This window comes from Embleya sp. NPDC008237, from assembly GCF_042956465.1.
GTDB lineage: Bacteria > Actinomycetota > Actinomycetes > Streptomycetales > Streptomycetaceae > Embleya.
The window spans coordinates 454,509-475,687 of the sequence record NZ_JBIBGL010000006.1 but is presented as its reverse complement, the minus strand read 5'-3'; the positions used below and the strand labels follow the sequence as shown (position 1 = coordinate 475,687).

17 protein-coding genes are annotated in these 21,179 nt (G+C 71.6%); 6 read left to right on the top strand and 11 right to left on the bottom strand.

The genetic code is table 11. The annotated features are described in order from the left end of the window. Window position 1: 1 nt before the first annotated feature. Window positions 2-901, top strand: coding sequence for a 4Fe-4S dicluster domain-containing protein (locus ACFZBU_RS18755; protein ID WP_391584706.1), 900 nt, complete (start codon window positions 2-4; stop codon window positions 899-901). After that, the gene (gene nrfD / locus ACFZBU_RS18750; protein WP_391584705.1) at window positions 898-1,833 is read left to right on the top strand and encodes an NrfD/PsrC family molybdoenzyme membrane anchor subunit; all 936 of its coding nucleotides are present in this window, start codon (window positions 898-900) and stop codon (window positions 1,831-1,833) included. The genes ACFZBU_RS18755 and nrfD overlap by 4 nt, the downstream gene beginning before the upstream one ends. A gap of 43 nt (window positions 1,834-1,876) precedes the next feature. Here nrfD and ACFZBU_RS18745 read toward each other — a convergent pair whose 3' ends face one another. The 3 genes from ACFZBU_RS18745 to ACFZBU_RS18735 are packed head-to-tail and all read right to left on the bottom strand — an operon-like array spanning window position 1,877 to window position 6,693. Next, window positions 1,877-2,656, bottom strand: coding sequence for a thioesterase II family protein (locus ACFZBU_RS18745; RefSeq protein WP_391584704.1), 780 nt, complete (start codon window positions 2,654-2,656; stop codon window positions 1,877-1,879). Continuing rightward, window positions 2,649-5,513 (bottom strand): amino acid adenylation domain-containing protein, encoded by a 2,865-nt coding sequence (locus ACFZBU_RS18740; protein WP_391584703.1) that lies wholly within the window; start codon window positions 5,511-5,513, stop codon window positions 2,649-2,651. The genes ACFZBU_RS18745 and ACFZBU_RS18740 overlap by 8 nt, the downstream gene beginning before the upstream one ends. 1 nt (window position 5,514) lies before the next feature. Then, window positions 5,515-6,693, bottom strand: a complete 1,179-nt coding sequence (locus tag ACFZBU_RS18735) for an acyl-CoA dehydrogenase family protein (protein WP_391584702.1) — start codon at window positions 6,691-6,693, stop codon at window positions 5,515-5,517. A 697-nt stretch (window positions 6,694-7,390) separates the two neighbouring features. On the opposite strand from ACFZBU_RS18735, the gene ACFZBU_RS18730 reads away from it, so the two are divergent. Further along, the gene (locus ACFZBU_RS18730) at window positions 7,391-8,257 is read left to right on the top strand and encodes a class I SAM-dependent methyltransferase (RefSeq protein ID WP_391584701.1); all 867 of its coding nucleotides are present in this window, start codon (window positions 7,391-7,393) and stop codon (window positions 8,255-8,257) included. Window positions 8,258-8,474: 217 nt separating this feature from the next. Here the strand turns inward: ACFZBU_RS18730 and ACFZBU_RS18725 are convergent, their stop codons facing one another. Further along, a complete protein-coding gene (locus tag ACFZBU_RS18725) occupies window positions 8,475-9,542 on the bottom strand; it encodes an EamA family transporter (RefSeq protein WP_391584700.1) in 1,068 nt (355 codons plus the stop codon). 221 nt (window positions 9,543-9,763) lie between these two features. Between ACFZBU_RS18725 and ACFZBU_RS18720 the strand changes: the two genes are divergently transcribed. After that, complete coding sequence (locus ACFZBU_RS18720; protein ID WP_391584699.1) at window positions 9,764-10,081, top strand: hypothetical protein; 318 nt, start codon at window positions 9,764-9,766, stop codon at window positions 10,079-10,081. 118 nt (window positions 10,082-10,199) lie between these two features. On the opposite strand, the gene ACFZBU_RS18715 is transcribed toward ACFZBU_RS18720, so the two are convergent. Further along, a complete protein-coding gene (locus ACFZBU_RS18715; RefSeq protein ID WP_391584698.1) occupies window positions 10,200-10,853 on the bottom strand; it encodes an endonuclease in 654 nt (217 codons plus the stop codon). Window positions 10,854-11,228: 375 nt separating this feature from the next. Between ACFZBU_RS18715 and ACFZBU_RS18710 the strand changes: the two genes are divergently transcribed. Continuing rightward, window positions 11,229-12,152, top strand: a complete 924-nt coding sequence (locus tag ACFZBU_RS18710) for an RNA polymerase sigma-70 factor (RefSeq protein WP_391584752.1) — start codon at window positions 11,229-11,231, stop codon at window positions 12,150-12,152. Window positions 12,153-12,462: 310 nt separating this feature from the next. Here the strand turns inward: ACFZBU_RS18710 and ACFZBU_RS18705 are convergent, their stop codons facing one another. The 3 genes from ACFZBU_RS18705 to ACFZBU_RS18695 all read right to left on the bottom strand — a co-directional run bounded on the left by ACFZBU_RS18705 (window position 12,463) and on the right by ACFZBU_RS18695 (window position 14,987). Then, window positions 12,463-12,759 (bottom strand): hypothetical protein, encoded by a 297-nt coding sequence (locus tag ACFZBU_RS18705; RefSeq protein ID WP_391584697.1) that lies wholly within the window; start codon window positions 12,757-12,759, stop codon window positions 12,463-12,465. 108 nt (window positions 12,760-12,867) lie between these two features. Beyond that, on the bottom strand, window positions 12,868-13,821 hold the full coding sequence (locus ACFZBU_RS18700; RefSeq protein ID WP_391584696.1) for a slipin family protein: 954 nt from the start codon (window positions 13,819-13,821) through the stop codon (window positions 12,868-12,870). Window positions 13,822-14,555: 734 nt separating this feature from the next. Next, on the bottom strand, window positions 14,556-14,987 hold the full coding sequence (locus ACFZBU_RS18695; protein WP_391584695.1) for a hypothetical protein: 432 nt from the start codon (window positions 14,985-14,987) through the stop codon (window positions 14,556-14,558). Window positions 14,988-15,626: 639 nt separating this feature from the next. Between ACFZBU_RS18695 and ACFZBU_RS18690 the strand changes: the two genes are divergently transcribed. Further along, complete coding sequence (locus tag ACFZBU_RS18690) at window positions 15,627-17,090, top strand: hypothetical protein (RefSeq protein WP_391584694.1); 1,464 nt, start codon at window positions 15,627-15,629, stop codon at window positions 17,088-17,090. Window positions 17,091-17,222: 132 nt separating this feature from the next. Here ACFZBU_RS18690 and ACFZBU_RS18685 read toward each other — a convergent pair whose 3' ends face one another. The 3 genes from ACFZBU_RS18685 to ACFZBU_RS18675 form a co-directional block, all read right to left on the bottom strand. Then, the gene (locus ACFZBU_RS18685) at window positions 17,223-18,491 is read right to left on the bottom strand and encodes an alpha/beta fold hydrolase (protein ID WP_391584693.1); all 1,269 of its coding nucleotides are present in this window, start codon (window positions 18,489-18,491) and stop codon (window positions 17,223-17,225) included. A 278-nt stretch (window positions 18,492-18,769) separates the two neighbouring features. Continuing rightward, entirely contained in the window at window positions 18,770-19,561 is a 792-nt protein-coding gene (locus ACFZBU_RS18680; protein ID WP_391584692.1) for a GntR family transcriptional regulator, read from the bottom strand. Between the two features lie 167 nt (window positions 19,562-19,728). Then, window positions 19,729-21,132 carry an aldehyde dehydrogenase family protein gene (locus ACFZBU_RS18675; protein ID WP_391584691.1) on the bottom strand — a complete coding sequence of 468 codons (1,404 nt, stop codon included), beginning with the start codon at window positions 21,130-21,132 and terminating at the stop codon, window positions 19,729-19,731. Window positions 21,133-21,179 lie beyond the last annotated feature (47 nt).

Genomic DNA, 21,179 nt, shown 5'->3' with positions numbered 1-21,179 from the left:
CATGGCGCAGTTCATCGGCGGGATCGGGCGCGCACCGAGGGATCCCGCGGACGGGCCGGGGGATCCGGCGGGCACGGCCGGGTGGGGCGAGGCGCACCCGCCGCGCATGGGCTTCTTCACCGATACGTCGGTGTGCATCGGGTGCAAGGCGTGCGAGGTGGCGTGCAAGGAGTGGAACGCCATCCCGCAGGACGGTCTCGAACTCACCGGGATGTCCTACGACAACAGCGCGGGCCTGGGTGCGAGCACGTGGCGCCATGTCGCGTTCATCGAGCAGGACCGGCCGGTGCGGGCCGCGCACGGCGATGCCTCCACGCCGGCCGGCGATGGCATGCGCTGGCTGATGTCCTCCGACGTGTGCAAGCACTGCACGCACGCGGCGTGCCTGGACGTGTGCCCCACCGGTTCGCTGTTTCGGACCGAATTCGGCACGGTCGTGGTCCAGCAGGACATCTGCAACGGCTGCGGCTACTGCGTTCCCGCCTGTCCGTACGGCGTGATCGACCAACGCCCCGAGGACGGACGGGTGTTCAAGTGCACGATGTGTTACGACCGGCTGGGCGTGGGGGCCGAGCCGGCCTGCGCGAAGGCGTGTCCGACCGAGTCGATCCGGTTCGGGCCGCTGGACGAGTTGCGCGCGGCGGCCCGGGAGCGGGTGGCCGATCTGCATGCCGACGGTGTGCCCGAGGCGCGGTTGTACGGCGAGGATCCCGCGGACGGGGTGGGCGGTGACGGGGCGTTCTTCCTGCTCCTGGACGAGCCCGAGGTCTACGGTCTGCCGCCGGATCCGGTGGTGACCACGCGCGATCTGCCCGCGATGTGGCGGCACGCGGGTGCGGCGGCGCTCACCCTGGCGGCCGGGGTCGCGGCCGCGTTCGCGTCCCGGGGAGGACGGCGATGACGCGCGGTGAGACGCGGATGGTCCCCGAGGTCGAGACCACGTCGTACTACGGGCGACCGATCGTCAAGGCTCCGGTGTGGGCGGCGACCGATATCGCCGGCTACATCTTCCTGGGTGGTCTGGCGGGCGCGTCCTCGCTGCTGGCGGCGGGCGCGCAGGCGACCGGACGCCCGGCGCTCGCGCGGGTGGGCAAGGTCGCGGCGCTGGGCGGGATCTCGATGTCGGCCGTCGCCCTCGTGCACGACCTGGGCCGGCCGGAACGTTTCGCGAACATGCTGCGCGTGTTCAAGCCGACGTCGCCGATGAGCATGGGCTCATGGCTGCTCGCGGCGTACGGCCCCGCCGCCGGGCTCGCCGCGGTCACCGACGTGTGCGGCCTGCTCCCCCGGGTCGGGCGCACCGCGACCGCCGGCGCGGCCCTGCTCGGCCCGGCCGTCGCCACCTATACGGCGGTCCTGTTCGCGGATACCGCCGTACCGGCGTGGCACGAGGGTCACCGCGAACTTCCGTTCGTCTTCGCCGGATCGGCCGCGAGCGCGGCGTCCGGTCTGGCCCTGCTCGCCACCCCGCCCGGCCAGGCGGGTCCGGCCCGGCGCACCGCGGTCGGCGGCGCGGTCGTGGAACTGGCCGCGGCGCACCGAATGCGGGCCCGCATGGGCGTGGTCGCCGAAACGTACCGCCGGGGCCGGGCCGGGCGGCTGATCCGGGCCGCCGAGGTGTTGACCGCTGCCGGCGCACTCGGTGCGGCCGTGTCCGGTGCCCGGACGGTCGGGCCCACCGCACGCCGGATCACCGCCGCCGCCGCCGGCGCGGCGCTGCTCGCGGGCTCGGTGTGCACGCGCTTCGGCGTCTTCGCCGCGGGCATGGCCTCGGCCCGGGACCCCAGGTACACGGTGATCCCCCAACGCGAACGCCTCGCGGCCCGCACCTGAACCGACCGGGGCGCGGGTGCGGGTCGCGGGACGACCCGGTTGTTCAGCCGCCCTCCAGGGCCTTGGCCAGGTCCGTCCGCAAGGCGCGAAGCACGAAGGGCCGTGCGTCGTCGAGGTGGAAGTGCCCTCCGGGAAAGCGTCGAACGACGGGTGTCGACGTCGGCGGGGCGACCCGGGCCCACTCGGGCAGTCTCGCTTCGGCGACCAGGTCGTCCTCCTGCCCGGCGTATACGGCGATCGGGCAGGTGAGCGGCGCGCCCGGCACGTGTGTGTAGGTCTCGGCGATCGTGTAGTCGGCGCGCAGGCGCGGCAGGATCGCCCGCAGCAGTTCGGTTTCCTCGGGGCCGGCCGCCGCACTGCCGCCGAGTCGGGCGATCTCGGCCAGGAATTCGTCGTCGGGCCACCGGTGGCGGTCGCGGGCACGTTCGCCGGTTCGCCAGGGGGCTTCGCTGCCGGACACGATCAGGAGCGCGGGTGGCCGGCCGCGCGCGCTCAGGCGCCGGGCCGTTTCGTACGCGGTGATCGCGCCGAGGCTGTGGCCGAAGAGCGCGTACGGCAGGGCGGGCCCGGTCTGCATGTGCTCGGCCAGCCCGTCCGCCGCCGCGTCCGCCAGGGTGCTCATGTCGGCCGGCACGGGTTCGTCGGGCCTGGTGTCGCGGCCGGGCAGGACGACGGGGCGGGCGTCGAACTCGGGGCGCAGGTCCGCCGTCCACCCGGCGTACGTGCCGCTTGCGCCTCCGGCGTGCGGAAAGCAGTACAACCGTGCCCGGCAGTCCGGATCGGGCTCGGGCGTGGGCAGGATCCAGCGATTGCTCTCAGGCATCGGCGCCTCCCGCCGTCGTCGTGTCGTGGGCCTGCTTCGATCGTGCGGACACCGCGGCGACGGTCGGTGCGGCGAGGAAGTTCTCCAGGTCGATGTCGATGCCCAGTTCGCGGCGCGCCCGCGCGACGAAGCGGGCGGCGTGCAGCGAACTTCCGCCGGCGGCGAAGAAGTCGTCGGTCGCTGCGACGTGCTCGACACCGAGCACGCGTGCGGCCAGGGCGGACAGCGCGCGTTCGCCCTCGTCACCCTCGCCGCCCCGGTCCGATGCGGCCCGCCGCGCCGCCAGGTTCGGCAGCGCGCGGCGGTCGATCTTGCCGTTCGTCTCCAGTGGGATCGCGTCGAGCGCGCCGATTCCGGAGGGGAGCATGTATTCGGGCAGGCGCTCGCGCAGATGGGCACGGAGCCGGCCCTCGTCGAACTCGACGCCCTCGGCGGGGACCACGTGCGCTTCGATGCGTCCGTCGATCACGTTCAGGACGGCCGTGCGCACGTGTGGGTGGGCCTCCAGGGCGTCCTGGATCTCGCCGGGTTCGATCCGGTGGCCGCGGATCTTGACCTGGTGGTCGGAGCGGCCGAGGAACTCCAACGCGCCGTCGCGGCGCGGGATCACCACGTCGCCGGTGCGATAGAGCCTGCCGCCGGGGGTGTTCGCGAACGGATCCGGGGCGAAGCGTTCGGCGGTCGGGCCGGGCCTGGCGCGGTAGCCCCGGGCGAGTCCGGCGCCGGCGACGTGGAGTTCCCCGGGATAGCCGATGGGCACCGGCATGCCGTACTCGTCGAGGACGTGCACGCGGACGTTGTCGATGGGTGTGCCGATCGGTATCGGTCCTTCGGGGTCCGTGCGGCGGCAATGCCAGTGGGTGACGTCGATGGTGCATTCGCTGGGTCCGTAGAAGTTGTGCAGTTCGATCCCGGTGGTCGCGGCGTGAAAACGTGCCACCAACTCCGGGGAGAGCGCCTCGCCTCCGCTGAAGACGTAGCGCAGGCCCGGGAGGTCGGCGAGCGCCGGTTCGCGTTCCTCCACCAACAGGTCCAGCAGCGAGGGCACGCACGCCAGCACGGTGACACCCGTCGCGGCCGACTCGGCGAGCAGGGCGTGCGGGTCGCGCGTGGCCTTGGGCGGGGCCACCACCAGCCGAGCGCCGGAGATCAGCGGCGCGAAGATTTCCCAGACCGAGATGTCGAAGCTGAGCGAGGTGTGTTGCAGGATCGCGTCGTCCGCGGTGAGCGGAAACCTCCGGGCGTCCCAGAGCAGTCGGTTCACCAGGTTGCGGTGCTCGATCTCGACGCCCTTGGGAGTCCCGGTGGATCCCGAGGTGTAGATGACGTATGCCAGGTGGGCCGCGGTGACCGCACTGTCGGGCGGTGTGTGCGGAGCCCGGTCGACGCGGTCTCGGAGGTGGTCCACGAACAGGATCGGCACGTGCGTGTCGGGGAGCCAGTCGCGCATCCAGGCGCGGGTCAGCAGCAGGACGGCCGCGCTGTCCTCGAGCAGGAAGGCGATGCGGGCCGGGGGGTATTCGGGGTCGATGGGCACGTAGGCGCCGCCGGCCTTGAGCACGGCCAGGATCGCCACGATCGCGTCGAGGTCGCGGTCCAGGCAGACCCCGACGGGAGTATCCGGGCCGACACCGTGTTCACGCAGGACGTGCGCGAGCCGGTTGGCGCGTTCGTTCACCTCTCGATAGTCCGAGGTCGTGGCGCCGAAGCGGACCGCCGGGCGGTCCGGGTACCGGGCCGCGGCCTGTTCGAACAGTCCGTGCACGGTCGCGTCACCGGGGCGGGCGACCGCGGTGTCGTCGACCGCGTGCGGAACCCGCCGCCGGGCCGATGCGACGGGGTCGGCGGGTACGGGCGGGCCGACCACGCGGGGTCGGCGCGGGGGCTCCGCCGGTGGATGTTCGCCGGCCTGCGGCCATGAGGGCCGGGCGGGGGTCTCGGCGAGGAAGCGGCGATAGCACCGGGTCGCGATCCGCTCCTCCGCGAGTCCCGCGGCGCCGTGCACGTGCAGGCCGTGGGTGACACAGTCCCGGACCAGGGGGCGAAGCGCCTCCATGATCGCCTCGGCGCGGCCGAGCACACCCGGGGCGTCGTCGGGATCCTCCTCCAGGCACAGGAGTTGCTCGCCGATCGCCAGGCGCAGTCCTTCCAGCCGGGCGCGTCCGGCGGCGAGCGGAACGGCCACGCTCTGGTAGCGGCCGATGGAGCGGCCGAACTGGTCTCGTTCCCGGGCCCGGGAGAGCCCGGCGGTCACGGCGACGGCGCCGATCCCGAGCAGGTGGGCGGCCCGGAGCAGGACCGCCCGGGCCCACAGGGCTCCCGCGTCGGCGCAGGTTCCCGGCGGCGGTTCCCCGGGCGCGGGCGATCGCGGGGCGACCGCCCACAGGTCGCCGGCGGGACCCGCGTGCTCCCGGCCGACCAGGTCTCCGCGCGCGATCGTGCGCAGCCGGGTGGGGCCTTCGGGGACCAGGAGGAGGTCGGGTACCCGGTGCAGCAGGTACCCGATCGACCCGTCCGCGCGGGTGGCGCGGGGGTGGGTCGGTGGGCAGATCGCCACCCGGGGGCACTCGTCGCCCGTCGGCATCGGGGTGTGGGGACGGGCCGCCGTGGTCGCGACCAGGACGGGGTCCAGGGCCTCGCCGGGGAGCAGGGCGCGGCCCAGACTCTCGGCGAGCAGCGCCGCCTCCGGGCCGCCCAGGCCCAGGCCGCCGTCCCGGGCGCTCACGAGCAGGTCGTGCCAGCCGTTGCGGTGCAGTTGCGCTCGCGCCTGCTCCGGGGCGTCGTCGCCGACGCAGTGTTGCCAGGCGGTGTCGAAGTCGCGGACGAGCCGCCGCTGCCACGCGGTGCGGACGAACATCTCAGACCACTTCCCGTTCCCATGGGTCGTCGCCGTCCAGCAGGTCGGCTGCGACCGTGTTCAGGAGTACCTCGGAGGTGCCGGCGGCGAGGGTGAGCCCGGGGGCCTCGCGCACCGCGAGCAACAGATCGGGGAACAGCGGATGGCCGGCGCTCCCGGCCGGTGGCGGCCCCAGCAGTTCCCAGGACAACCAGGCGACATGTTGGGCCAGTTCGCTGGCCCACCACTTGGCCGCCGCGGCCGAGGACGCACCGGTCCGCCGCTCGGCCACGTCCTGCACGGCCCGCCATGCCAGCAGCCTGCACGCCTCGACCCGGGCGTCCAGGGCCCGCAGCGCGTGCCGTTCCTCGGCGGACCCGAGTCGGCCCCCGGCGCGCAGAGCGGCGATCAGCCGGTCGAGCCAGCGCCGGGCCCGACCGGCGAAGCAGATGCCGGTGCGTTCCAGGCCCAGCGCCTGGGAGAGCAACGACCAGCCCTGTCCCGGCCGTCCCACCAACGCGTCGTGCGGCAGGGCGACGTCGTCGAGCCGGACGTGGAAGAACACTTCGGGGTTGATCGTGGGAATCGCCGTGATGTGCACGCCCGGGGCGGACAGCGGGAGCACGAACAGGCTGATGTCCGCGTACTTGTTGCCGCCCCCGGGGGTCCGGGCCGCACAGATGGCGAACTCGGCGGACGAGGTACGGGCGTTCCACGCCTTGGCGCCGTTCAGTCGCCACCCGTTCCCGGTCGGCTCGGCCCGGGTGGCGAGGGCGCCGAGGTCGCTGCCGACCTCCGGTTCGGTGTAGAAGACGGCGAAGGTGGTCGTGCCCGCGGCCATGCCCGGCAGATGTCGGGCCCGTTGTTCGGGGGTCCCGGCCGCGAGAAGGGTGGCTCCCGCGTTGTCGACGGTGTTCACCCGGACGCTGTCCGGGACGCCGTGCAGGGCGAGTTCCTCCGCGACCGTCGCCGCGGCGTACGGGTCGGCGTGCAGCCCGCCGTATGCGCGCGGCCAGTGCGGCGCGAGCAGGCCCGCGGCGCCCAGCGCGCGATACGTCGCCTCGGCGTGCGGGAGGTCGCCTCCCCCGGCCGCGGCGGCCGTCCAGATCTCCTCCCGTTCCTCGCACAGTCGCGGCCGGTCGAGTATCCGCCGTACTCGGGCGCGCACATCCGCGTCGTCGGTGATCGTTGCGGCCTGCATTCAACCTCCTGTGGATCCCGGCCGATCGCCGGCCCGGATGCGGTCGGGTCTCCACCCGAAATACCGCGCGCAATTCCGGGTCGCCTTCGCCATCACTGCACACCGGCGAACCGGCGAACCGGACGATCGAATTCCGGAAATAGCAATCGATACATCCAGTGTGCGAGGTCGATCCCGGCGGATGTCAAGTGCCGATATCGCATTCCCAAAACTTACCGGGAAACGGTGCAACCCGCGCTGCTGCCCGCTGCCCCGCCCGCCAAACAAGAAATGTCCACGGTCTTTCGCTTCGCCCTCGAATCCACCCGGGCGCCGCCGCACGGAAGGATATATAGGCAGGTCGGAGGCCATATTGAGATCAATACCGGGCGCTGACGTGCGCTGTTGACAATCGCCGATGCGCTTTCTACTTTGAGTTCGTACCGAAAGGCAGCGACTTCATATTCATCTTCGCTTCCGTCGATGCGGCGAGAGCGTCGGTGGCAATGTCGTGCATCGGTGACGCATAACCATTCGCGATCTTTATGCGCGAACCGATCCTGCCCGTGGAACGTATCGTCGCGTGCCGCTCATCGTCGATCCGCCGCACATTCGGCAATGATCCGACAATGCCCGCCCGCCCTTCGGGAACCGGGTCCGGCACGGCACGGCGACCTCCACACCCGAACCGACCGAACCCGATGTGGAAGGACGAGATGTGACGACCTACGAGCAGACACCCGCCCGTGCGAACGGCTCGGGAGTCGACCGCGACAGCGCGTCGGCCCAGAAGGAGACCGTCAAGTCGGTGTACCTGCGGGTCGCCGAGGAGTACGACGAGCGCATCCCCGGCAACGGCCCCTCCGACGACATGTTCACCCGGGCCGAACACGACTTCCTCCTCGCCCGGGTCCACCCCGGCGACCGGGTGCTCGACATGGGGTGCGGTACCGGTCGCTTCACCGTGCCCCTGGCCGAACACGGGGCCCACGTCAGCGGATTGGACATCTCCCGCTCGATGCTCGACGTCGCCGAACGCAAGCTCGCCGCCCGAGGTCTGCATGCCGACCTGCGCGAAGGGGACATGGCATCGATTCCCTTCCCGGACGACTCGTTCGACACCGTCACCAGCATGCTCGCCCTGATGCACATCCCGATCGCGGACCGGCCGACCGTCTTCGCCGAGGTCCGACGGGTGCTGCGCCCCGGCGGCCGGATGTTGCTCGGGGTCAAGAACTCCGTGTTCGAGCGGATGTTCACCGGTGATCGATTCGCCTCCGTGGACGTCACCGACGTCGAGAACAAGCAACTCCTGTTCACCAACACACGCAGCGGCGAAGAGTATGTCGCGCCCTGGTTCAGCTTCAGTCCCCAGGAGCTCACCACGCTGTTCGCCACCGTCGGCATGACGGTGACCCTGATGCGCGGCAATTCGCCGATCGCGGCCTGGCTGGCCGACGAAGTGCTCGCGGACAAGGGGATCGCCGACTTCGTGACGAGGATGGAAGGTTTCCTCGGCGACGTGGCGCCGTTCAACCACTTCGGCTACCACCTGCTGGTCGAGGCGGTCAAACCGATGATCTGACCCGTCGCCGTCGCACTCGGGTACCCGACGGCACCGGTCGAGCATGTCTCCCCGCACGAAACGAGGCGGCGCGCCACGACGGTGGCGCGCCGCCTGCACGTCCGGGCACGGTCCGCCGCCCACCCGAGCATGCCGAAGCCGAGGGCTACCGCCCGTGGCCCGGCGAAGGGCGCGCGTTACACCCCCGAGCGCGCCGAAGCCACGCCGAAGCCGGGTGTCACGCCCCGTGCGACCGGGAGTGGGGGTCCGCCTCCGCGTCGCGTTCTTCCACCGCCCGGGCCTCCGCGCCTCGGCTCCTCGGCTCTCGCCCCTCCGCCTCTCGCCCTTCGGAGCCCCGTTCTTCCCCTCCCCCTTCCTCGTCCTGGGCCCGTACCTCCGCCCGGCGTTCACCGATCAGCACCGCGACCACGCCGCCCACCACCACCACGGCGCCGACCATGACCCACACGGTGATCGACTCGTCCAGGACGAGCCACCCCAGGAACAACGCGACCGCCGGATTCACGTAGGTGTACGTCGTCGCGATCGAGGTCCGGGTGTGCGACACCAGCCACACGAAGGACACGTAGGCCAGGATCGACCCAGGTCCGATCAGGTACAGCAGGGACCACACGCTGCGGCCGGACCACTCGGCGACGTCCGGGCGTTCGCCGACGGCCACGCCGACCACCAGCAGAACCGGGCCTGCGACCAGCATCTGCACGGCCGAGGCGAGGATCGCGTCCTCGACCACGGAGAAGCGCGGCGCGTAGTACGAGCCGATCGCCTCGGACAGTGCCGCGGCGAGCAGGAACAGGATGCCGGACACGGCGGCGGTGCCGCCGGTACCGCCGATCAGACTGAGCATGGCCACGCCCAGGAGGCCACAGGCCACCCCGCCCGCGGTGGCCCAGCCGATCCGTTCCCCGTGCGCCACCCGCAGCAGCACCACCCACACGGGCACCGCCGCGGCCAGCAGCGCGGCCAGTCCGGACGGTACGGAATGCTCCCCGAGGGTGAGCAGACCCAGTCCGCCGCCGATCACCAACAGGCCGATGAAGCCGGTTCCCACGAGCCGACGTCGGTCCAGGCGCGGCGGCGACCGCCGGCGGATCGCACACCAGCCGTAGAGCAGGGCGCCGGCGACGACGAAGCGCAGACCCGCCCCGAACAGCGGCGGGACGGTCTCGACCATGACCCGGATCGCCAGGTAGGTCGACCCGAAGACGACATAGACGACGGCCAGGTTCGCCGCGACGGCCCGACCCGAGGGCGGGGTCGGCGCACGATCGGTCACAGCACTCATGGCCCTGTCCCTGCCCGGGACAGGCCATCCGATACTCCGCCGAAAGCGGATGCCCGCCTCGGGAGCCCGATTTCCACGAATCGTCGGATCGCCGAATCATCGGCTCGTCCGATCGCCCGAAGTCGACGCGGGCGAACACGGATGGTGGCCAAGGAGATTCGCAGCGCGACACGCCCCGTGTCCGCGTGCCGAACCACGGGCGAAGGGCCAGACTGGCACCCATGAAGGATCACGAGGGCTCGGCGACCGTGGTCCTGCCGAACGGACGTCGGATCGGCGTGCACGCGATCGTGGACGCCGACGAGGAGCGCCTCTACGACCCGGGGCCGGATGCGACACCGATCGGCTGGACGGGGACGCTGCGCCCGAAGAGCCCGGCGGCCCGCTCGGACCTGCACGAGATCTACCGGGCCGGCCAGGGACGGTTGTGCCTCCCCAGTGGCACGCGCGGCCGATTCCTGGTGGTCGGCATCCGGATCGGGGCCGGACACCCCGACCACGTCGACATCATGGGCACCGGCGACCCCGCGAGCGAGTGACCTCCCCGCCCGACCGGACATCCCGTCGGGCGACCGGGTCGGCGATAGGAAGGTCCACCGCCCCACCCGGTTCACGCCCATCCGTCGCGGCTCGGGCCTTGCCCGGGCCGCACGCGATTCACCCGGCGGCCGTCACCCGGTCCGCGAGTTCCTTGTCCAGCGCCACTCTCACCAGCGCCGCCGCAAAGCGCGCCAAGTCGTCCCCGTCGACCAGTTCGGCCAGGGCGTCGGGCGATTTCGGCAGGCCGACGCGGGCCGCGCCGTCGAGCGCCTTCCCGTCCAGGACCGGGCGCAGGAACGGCCAGATCCCCTGGACTTCACGGCAGAAGATCAGGGCGCCGGACGGCCCGATACCGGGGAACTCCCGGAGCAGTTCCTCGACACGGTCGCGCTGCTTGTCCGCTTCGCGAGCGAGTCGACGCAGGTCGCCGCCGTGCCGTTCGCGGATCAGGTCGGCGCACTCGCCGAGCCGGGTCGCGGTGCCCTCGTCGTAGCGCACGTAATGGGCCCGCCCGAGCGCGTCCACTCGCTGCTGCCAGGTCAGTTCGGCCATGCCCGCGGGTGTCCCGCCGCCCGCCTCGAACAGTTCGCGAGCGGCGTGGACGGCGATCGACGCCTTGATCCGCGTGGCCGTCAGGTTGCTCAGCACCAGCACCTGCCACAGCGGTGCGGGCGTGTCCGCGACCCGGATGCCCGCCTCCTCCGCGTACGTGGTTCCGGCCTCGGACAACAGGGCGTGCACCCGTCGGTCCTTCGTCTGGGTCGTACTCATGATGCGCCTCCCACATCCGGCTACCCGACGACACACGATCGAATCGGACGACACGTCCGCCGAGGGATTCCCGAGCGTCGGGAAGCACCCCCGGTGCCGGTTCGGTGGACCACGCCGGTCGGCGGCCTCGACCGCGCACCGCACACCCCCCGCATCGTGATCTTCCCCGGCACTCACCCCCGTGCCGGCGCGCCCCCGGCCTGCGATGTCACACCCGGCGGGGCTGTCTCGTCTCGGGCTTCGAAGACGGGCTCCGAACGGGAAGGTGATGGCATGCGGGTGTTCGTGGCGGGCGAATCGGGGGCTCGGGGGCGACAGGTGGATGCCGCGGCCGACGGAGCGGGGTCGACGGGCGCCGACCGCGACGAGGTGGGCGTGCGGCGGGCGGAGGAGTTCGAGGATCTGCGACCGCTGCTGTTCTCGATCGCGTACCGCATCCTGGGCAGCGTGAGCGAGGCCGAGGATGCGGTCCAGGAGACCTGGCTGCGCTACGAGACCTCGCCGACCCGACCCACCTCGACCAAGGCGTTCCTGTCGGCTGTGGTGACCCGGATCTCGATCGACGTGCTGCGCTCGGCCCGGGTCCGGCGCGAGGAGTACGTCGGGCCGTGGTTCCCCGAACCGTTGCTCGCCGACCCGTACCAGGATCCGGAGCGCTCGGCGGAATTGGCCGACTCGTTGTCGATGGCGGCCCTGCTGCTGTTGGAGCGGCTCAGCCCGCTCGAACGCGCCGTCTTCGTGCTCCGCGAGGTGTTCGCCTTCGGCTTCGCGGAGATCGCCCCGGCCGTGGGGCGCTCGGAGGCGGCGTGCCGCCAACTCGCGGTGCGGGCGCGCCGCCACATGGACGCGGGCCGGCCCCGGTTCGAGGCCGACCGGACCGAGCGCGACGAACTCGCCGGGCGATTCCTCGACGCCTTCCGGGAGGGCGACCTCGACGGACTGCGCGAACTCCTCGCCGCGGACGTGCACCTGGTCGGCGACGGCGGCGGCAAGGTCCCGCAGTGGGCCGGCGGCATCTTCGGCGCCGAGAACGTGGCCCGACTGCTCGCCACGGTCGTCCCCTCATTCGTCCGGATCGGCGGCGTCGTGGAACCGCACCAGGTGAACGGCCAGCCGGGCGCGATCCTCCGTGACCGGGACGGCAGGGTCCTCAACACGCTGGCGCTCGACATCCTCGACGGCCGGATCCTGGCGATCCGCACGGTGAACAACCCCGACAAGCTGGCGCACGTGGGTCCCGTGGCGGACGCCTGGGCGGTGCTGCGCGAAACCCGGCAGGTCGGCCGAGACGCGAACTGACCGATCCGCCCGCACTCGACCGACGCCGAAGGCTCGCCCCGGAGTATCGCGGGGCGGGCCTTCGGCGCCGAGCGAAGCCGGCCCACCGCGACCACTACTGCCTGCGGACCGGCGAGGGCCGCTTCGGCACCGTCGCGATCGGCAACACCACCGACTACGCCTGCACCATGTGCCGGACGGCCTCCACCGGCGCGTGCCGCCCCGCCCGCGGGAAGCGGGCGGGGCCGGCGATCCTCCGCGCGTGGCCCGGCGGTTCGGCCACGCGGAGGATCGGTCGCGGCGTCGGGGTTTCCCGGAGTCACCGCAGGTGCTACGCGGTCACCATGGTGAACACCGGGTAGATCTTCGGCTGAATGTCCGGAGCGCCGAGACCGCTCAGGATCGGGATGATGATCTCGCTGAACCGTCGGAACGCCTCCTCGGATTCCCACACGTCGGCGACGAACCAGCCCTCGGGGGTGGAACAGGCGGTGTGCGAGAGCAGACCCGGTACGGGCCAGTCGGCGGGCGACTTGACCGGACCGCGACCGCCGGTCACCTGGTCGGCACTCGCCTCGTACATCGCCTGGGTCACGCCGGGCATTTCGAGAATCACGATGATCGCCATGTCGGTCGGCCTCCGGTGCGCAGTTGATTGCCGTGTCGGCTCAGTCGACCAGTGCGATCGCCCCTCACGCACGCCGAGCTACGCCGAATGGACCGCGCCGGTCGCCCGTCAGCGGTTCGCGGAGGCGACCGAGTCGCCCGGCGTCATCGGCGGCGTCGCCGCCCGCCGGATGCCCCGGTTCTTCAGGTGATGCGGATGCGGACGAGCCCGGGAGGCCGTCGGCGGGCGCACGTGAGTCGGCGTATGCCCGATCCCCGCCGCCGTGCGGTCGGCGACCGACGCGCTGTCCGGACCCGACGTGGCGGTGGCGTTCTCCAGGAAGCGCAGGAGTTCCACCGGGAAGGGCAGTACGACGGTCGAGTTCTTCTCGGCCGCCACCTCGACGATGGTCTGGAGAAGCCGCAGTTGCAGCGCCGCGGGGCTGCGCGTCATCACGTCCGCCGCGGAGGCGAGTTTGCGCGACGCCTGGAACTCGCCGTCGGCGGTGATGATCCGCGATCGCCGTTCCCGCTCGGCCTCGGCCTGCCTGGACATCGAGCGCTTCATCGACTCCGGCAGAGCCACGTCCTTGATCTCCACCCGGTCGATCTCCACGCCCCAGCCCACCGCGGGCGAGTCGATCATCAGGGCCAGGCCCTGATTGAGCGCCTCGCGGTTGGACAGCAGATCGTCCAGGTCGCTCTTGCCGATGATCGAGCGCAACGACGTCTGGGCGACCTGCGACACCGCGAACACGTAGTCCTGCACCTCGACCGTCGCCTTGACCGGGTCGTTCACCCGGAAGTACACGACGGCGTCGACGCGAACGGTGACGTTGTCGCGGGTGATGCCGTCCTGGGCGGGGACCGGCATCGTCACGATCTGGGTGTTCACCTTCCGCAGGCGGTCCACGATCGGCACGATCCGGGTCAGGCCGGCCTCCCGGATCGGTACCTGCACGCGGCCCAGGCGGAACACCACGCCGCGCTCGTACTGACGGACCACCCGCAATCCGGCCCCGGCGAGCAGTGCGGCAAGCGCGGCGAGGGCGCCGACGACGATGAATACGAACAGCAGGATCATGGCCCACTCCGGTGCCTGGTGCCGCGCCCGGCGACGTTTGCCCCGTCGCCGGGCGCGGCACCAGCGACTGCCCCGAGCAGACGGGCGTCCCCGAGCGTCCCCTGAATCTCCACTGTAGCTCCGGCCGGCTGCGGTCGACCGTGATCGACTCGGCCCGAAGTCGGCGCGCCACGAGCCCGAACGGCTTTCGGGTCGCCGGGGGGGCGGCGATCCGGGTCGTGCATACGTTTCCCGCGGGCGGCCGGAGACTTCCGCTGTGCGGCGCGAATGGCACCCGGTCCGATATCCGCGGTCCGGTGCCGCGTGCGCATAAGCCGTCGGGCCGATGATGGATCATCGAATGCCGGGTGCGCCGCGGCCCTCGCGAATGGAAAAAGAAGATCGAGATTTGTTACTGCTCGATAATTGTCGGAACCGGCTCGGATTCCACGTCGATATTCGATCGTCGAATGTCCGTTCCGGATGGACACGCACACGGCCGAGCCGCTGCCTTCGGGCAGCGGCTCGGCGTGTGTTCTCGGGCTTGCGCAGGGCTCCGGGGGGTGTTGTACGTTCGTACTCCCATCTGCCCCGCCGTTCTCCCGGGCGGCGCTCGGGTGGCGGCGGTTGTGCCGGGGCCGAGGGTGCTCGTGGTTCTGTCCGTACTTTCACTACGGACAGCACCGTTCACGAGTACCCGAGGCCGGACCGACCCGAGGGGTTCGGATCGTTGCGAGGAGGCGCGTCCCGTTCGGTCAGATCGGGAAGCCGGTGGGAGGCGGCGACGCCTTGAGGTTGCAGGTGACGGTCAGCCCGGGCGGGGTGATCGTCATGACGATGCTGCTGGGCGCACTGGGGATGGCCACACTCCCCGCTTTCTGCAGGACGATGCTGGAGTGGAAGCCCGCACTGATTGCCGTGGGGTTGGCCAGGCCGCTCTGGTTGCCGGTCAGGGTTCCCGTGATGCCGCCCGCCGGGATGGCGGTCGGCACGAAGTAGCTCAGGCTGGCCGTCAGCGTGAGCAGGTTGCTCGCACTGCGGGTGAACGTGGCGCCGACCGAGCTGCCGTAGACGCCGCAGTCGTAGGTCGCCTTGCCCGTGCCCGCCGCGGAGGCCGGGGTGACCATGGCCGCGGTGGCGCCGATCGCGCACACCGCGGCGACGACCCCGCTTTTGATCTTCGACATGAGAACAGGTCCTTTCCGCATCGACACCCGAAGGACGGGACGGCGCAGCGCACACGCGGCCCCGAGCGCCGAACGTGATGCAGTGATTGCCATTCGTAAGAACCGGGCCGGACAGCCCGGACGTGGCCGTGCGGTTGCGTATCTTGCCCGTGGTTCGGCAAATACGATAAAGCAAAGTTCCCCAAGGATCGCCCGCAGGTCAAGACCCTTCGTCGGGAAACCGTAACGTCGGCGAAACCCGGACACGGATAAAATGATCTTGAATATGTGATCGCGCTCGGACTCGACACGTGTCACCTGAATCCGCGGTACGCCGCTATTGATTTCCGAGCGCTTTGCGTACAGATTCCCCACCATCATTGGACCTCCGTATGCCGCCCCGGCATCCGACGGAAGTCGATCGTGTGTGGCTCGGAGCCGGGACGACCTGCGGAAGCGACATTCCACCCGCCGCGGGCGGGTGGGGTCGGTTCACGAAGGAGCACGGTTTTGGGGTTACGAAGATTGCTCCCCCACAGGGCAACGGCCGCCGTGGTGGCGGGGGTTCTGGGGGTGGCGGGGGCCGCGGCACTGGCGCCGGCCGCACATGCCGCGCCCATCGAGTACACATCGCAGTGCACGAACCAGACACTGCCGAACATGCCGATCGATCCGTCACGAACCAAGGTCGACATCTCCGTGGATCCGGTCAAACCCACGTACCGGGTGGGTGACACGATCACGGTGAACTGGAAGTGGTTGTCCTACGGCATCGTGCCGCCGAACACTCCGATCGTGACCAAGGTGGAGAAGGACTCGACCCTTCCCAAGGGCAAGATCGGGTTGTCCGGTGCGCAGACCCGCGAGATGGACGTCGAGGGCGAACGCAAGAATCCCGAGACTCCGCTCGGCCAGGAATTGATCGTCACCGACATGAAGGGCACCGTCACCCTCACCGACGCCGGCGTCGTCAACCTGACTCCGCTCCAACACTCGACGTGGACGATGGCGTTCGGCTTCGACTCCGAGACCCGGTGTCTGCCCACGACCCCGGTCCCGGTGGGTGCCTCCATCACGGTGGAGCCCGGCGAGGTGCAGTTGCCGGTTCTCCAGGCGCCGGACGGCGACGTCTACACGGGTTCGACCATCGCCCTCACCGGCAGCAGGTTCGCACCGAACGGCACTCCGCAGGTCGCGCTGTGCGCGGCGGACGGCAGCGGCTGCGATGCGGCCAAGTTCTTGACGAACACGCTCGCCATCGACGCCCAGGGCAACCTGACCGGGTCCGCGACGCTGTATCCGTTCGGCATCGAGGACGGTCGGTACGTGGTGCGGGTCTCCGACGGCACCAAGGAGGCGACGGACACCCTCTCCATCAAGGCGTTCGTGCCGGGGCAGCGGGTCCTCACCGCCGACCGGGCATCCGGCCCGGTGGGCACCGCGGTCAAGCTCGAAGGCCACGACTGGGTTCCCAACTACGAACTCCAGATCAGCGGTGTGGACGCCGACGGCAACATCACCGACGTCCCGATCAGTGTCATGACCTCTCCCGACGGCAGGTTCTCCGTCGAGTACGTCATCGGCGCCGCCGAGGACGTCGCGATCCGCGCCGTCGCGGGCTTCGACGACAACGGCATGACGGTTCCCTTCCGGGTGACCGACGACGGCACCCTGGGGCAGTCGATCACCGGCACGATCACCCCCGGCGGCCTGACGATGACCCAGGCGGCGACCCGGATCGACTTCGGTACCACGACCCTCGACGGCCGCGAGCAGACCATGCGCGCGGCGCTGAACCGGGTGACCGTCGTCGACGCGCGCGGCAGCGCACTGGGCTGGCAGTTGACCGGATCGGTGTCCGACCTGAAGTCGGACCGGGGCACCATCCCGGCCGCGAACGTGGCCTGGACGCCGTCCTGCGCGGCGGCCCCGGGCAGTCCGTCCACGGTGACCTCGGGGTCGACCGGCCCGATCGGGTCCGGCGCGACCCTGTGCTCCCAGGCGCCGGGCACCGCCGGACCGACCGGCGGCAGTTTCACCGCGGACGCCGCACTGGCCCTGACCGTACCGGCGTTCGCGACGCCGGGCACCTACGGAGGGACGATCACGCTGACCCTGTCGTGACCGAACCGGCCCGGCCCTCGTGCGAGTTCGGGTAGGCGGCCCCGGCGGATCGTCCGCCCCCGTCCGATCGGACGCGGCAGACGATCCGCCGGGGCCTTCGCACGGCCGGAGACCGGGTGGCGCGGCGCCCGGTCAGGCTCGGCCCGTGGCCATGTCCATCAGCCGGGACAGCACGGCGTCCCCGGAGGCGGCGACGCCGTCGTGCTCCCACTCGTTGGTGACCCACGTCCGCACCGCGCCGACCTCGCGGGCGGTCCGCAGGGAGAGCGGGGCGTCGACGTACATGTCGTCGTGGTAGACGACCGCGGTCACCGGGACCCGGTTGGCGGCCAGCCGCTCCCGGTCGTACAGCAGCGGCCAGTCGGTGCGCTCGGCGAGGATCCCGGCCGCGTCGGCGAACGGCCGAAGTCCCGCGATCTCGTCGAACATCCAGGGGTGGATCGTCTCGCCGGTGAGCAGCAACGGGTCCGCGTCCTCGGCGAATTCGGGGAGGGCGGCCATGGTGCGTTCGGCGGCCCAGCCGGTGGCACGGTCCCCTTGGGCGTAGATGGACTCGTGCAGAACCGCGAACAGCGGGTTGTCGACGAAGCCGGTCAGGTTCGTCACCTGCGCAAGGAAGGTGTCGGAGAGTTCGCCGGACCGCGCGTCGAGCGCCTCGTCGAGCAGCCAGTGCACCCGCTCGAAGCCGTCTCCCATGCCGAAGACCAGGCCGAGGGTGCGCAACCGGCGCACGGTCAGCGGGTCCCCGTCGGGCAGCCGCACCCGACCGCCGGCGACCGTGTCGGCAATCCGCCGGAGCCGGGCGACGTCGTCCGGATAGCGGTCGCGATACTCGGCGTTCTTGTCCCGGATCCGCGGGTAGGTCCGCGCGTACACGTCGTCGGCGGTGCTGGACAGGCCGGGCAGGCCGCCGGTGATGTAGCAGCGCCGCAACCCCTCCGGGGCGTGCGACAGATAGGTGAGCGTGATGAAGCCGCCGTAGCTCTGGCCGAGCGTCTCCCACGGCTCGTCGCCGCACAGGCTCCGCCGGATCGCCTCGGCATCCGCGACGATCGCGTCGGCCCGGAAGTGCGCGAGGTGATCGGCCAGTTCGTCGGCCGACGGGAAGCGTTCCGCGGCGCGGGCGGTCAGGGGGGTGCTGCGCCCGGTGCCCCGCTGGTCCAAAAGCAGCACCCGGTGCGTCTTGGTCGCGTGCCGCAGCCAGCCGGGGGTACTCGCGGTCGGGCGGGGGGACTTGCTCCCCGGCCCGCCCTGGAGATACAGCAGCCAGGGCAACCGTTCGTCGGCGCGGGCCGGGTCGGCGACCTCGCGGGCGAAGACGTCGATGCGCGGGCCGCCCGGATCGTGGTGGTCCAGGGGGAGGTCGAACACGTGGTCGGTGACCGCGTATCGGTAGCTCATGGGTGCCTTCCTGGGATCGCCGGCGGTGTCGGCGCGGCCGGGGCCGGTGCGGAATGGGGGCATGCCGAGGAACCGCCTCCGGGCGCGGCGGTGGGCTCCCTCGTGGGTTGGTGGTCGGACGATCCGGGGTGGTCCGTTGCGGGTTCGGGAGCCGGGGGCGGGGTTCGTCCGACGCTAGGCCCTGCCCCGAGGTGGAGCCGGGCCGGCGCCGACTCGGGAATCCGCGCCGGGGCCGGGAGCCGCTGCACGCTCCCGGCCGCGACCACGGCGACGCGGCCTCACTCCGACGCGGGTTCGCCCTCCGGGGCGGACTCCTCTGCCGGGGCGGACTCCTCTGCCGGATCGGACCAGAGCGAGCGGATGTGGCCGAGGTGTTCGGTCATCGCCCGACGAACGCCCTCCCCGTCCCCGGCGAGCAGCAGGTCGAGGATCTCCTCGTGTTCCCGCGCCGACGCCACCAGCGCGCCGCGTTCGGCGAGTCGGGTGAGTCCGTACAGGCGCGAGCGCTTGCGCAGGTCGCCGACGACCTCGACCAGGCGCTGGTTGCCGCCCAGTTCGAGGAGTCCGAGGTGGAACTGTCGGTCGGATTCCAGGTAACCGATCAGGTCGCGCCGCTCCGCGGCGGCCACGATGGCGGCGGCCACCGGGCGCAGTGCCTGCAGCGCGGCGGGGTCGGCCGTCTCGGCCAGGCGCACGATGACGGGGACCTCGATCATCGATCGAATCTCGGTGTATTCGTCGAGGTCCCGGGCGGACAGCGCGGTCACCCGGAAGCCCTTGTTGCGAACAACCTCGACCAGTCCTTCCTTGACCAGATCCAGCATCGCCTCGCGCACCGGGGTGGCCGAGACACGGAACTGGGCGGCCAGGCTGGGTGCCGAATAGATGACGTCGGGACGCAGTTCGCCGGCGATGAGGGCGGCCCGCAGGGCGTGCGTCACCTGATCGCGCAGGCTGCGACGCTCCTGCACGAACGGCAGGTCCAGCGGCCGCTCCCGCAGGTTCGTCACGGCGGCGGTCTCGCCGGTTCGGCCGGTCGGCACTTCGGCGTGCGCTCTCATCGGGTGCATCCTCCCTCGAGGCCGGCTTCGCCTCGAATAGCCATACAATGTGCAATGTTACAGTCTATCGGTCACCTGCCTCACCCTCCCATCGTTTCCCGACACTCCGACACTTCGGTACGTCGACGCCTCGCTGCCTCGGCGAGCGATGCTCGAGGTCTCGGTGCTCGGACGTCTCACCCGCTCGGGTTCGCCGGCAGCAGACTCACCGTGCAGGTGGCGGTGTAGAAGTCCGCCGCGGCGCGGCCCTGTTCGCGTGGTCCGTGGCTGGATGCCTTCGTGCCGCCGAAGGGCAGGTGGAAGTCGACGCCGGTGGTGGGCGCGTTGACCTTCACCAGGCCGGTGTCGATCCGGTCGACGACGGCGAGCGCGGCGTCCAGGTCGCGGGTGTGCACCGAGGTCACCAGGCCGTGCGGCACGTCGCGGGCGAGCGCGATGGCCTGCTCCAGGTCGCCCGCGCGCTGGAGCACCGCGACGGGGCCGAAGATCTCCTCGCGGAGCGCGGCGTGTCCGGCCGGCACCTGTTCCAGGATCGTCGGGGTGGCGAACCACCCCGCACCGTCGTGGGCCGATCCCGAGGTCAACACCCGACCACCGGCGGCCGTGGCGGAGTCGAGCGCGGCGCGGACCCGGTCGCGGGCCGCCTCGGTGACCACCGGCCCGCACACCGTCGCGGCGTCGGCGGGGTCGCCCACCGGCAGCGCCCGGGTGGCGGCGTCCAGTGCCTCGCGCAGCGGATCGGGGTCGCCCACCACGATGATCCGCCGGGTCGCGGTGCACTTCTGCCCGGCATAACCGAACGCCGCCGCGATCAGCTGGGCCGCGGTGGACCGCACGTCGGCGTCCGGCAGGACCAGCGCGGCGTTGCAGCCGCCCATCTCGGCCTGGACCGGGACCCCGCGGGCGGTGCCGGCCCGGACCACGTCCAGCCCCACCGCGGTGGAGCCGGTGAAGGAGACCACTTCCGCGGCCTCGACCACGGCCGCACCCGTGCCGGCCTCGCCCGGCAGCACGGTGAACAGGTCGGCGGGCAGTACCGCGTCGAGCAGTTCGGCCAGTTGCTGTGCACAGCCGAGCGCCTGCGGGGCGGGCTTGAGCAGGACCGCGTTGCCGGTGGCCAGCGCCGGCGCGGCCTTCCAGAGCGGGATGGCCAGCGGGAAGTTCCACGGCGTGATCAGCCCGGCCAGGCCGTACGGGCGACGACGGGTCAGCAACAGGCCGGGACCGGCGGCGGGTTCGTGCACGGAGCCCACCGGGTCGTACACCTGCTGCGCGTTGTAGCGCAGGATGGCGACCGCGCGGGCGACCTCGCCGCATGCCTCGGTGATCGGTTTGCCGACCTCGCGCACGATCAGGTCGGCGAATGTGTCGGCCGAGGCGGCGAGCCGGTCGGCGGCGGCGCCGAGCGCGGCGCAGCGGGCCGAGGCGCCGGCCGCCACCCAGCCCCGCCCGGCGGCGCGGGCGCGTTCGGCGGCGCGGTGCACGTCGGCCGGCGGCACCGCCGGGGCCTGGGCGACGAGTTCGGCGGGGTCGGCGGGGTTGTGGCTGCGGACGAGTGATGCGGCGGATGTGATGGTCACGGCGGGAAACCCTTCGGGAAGGGGTCGGTGGGATCGGGCGGGTACGA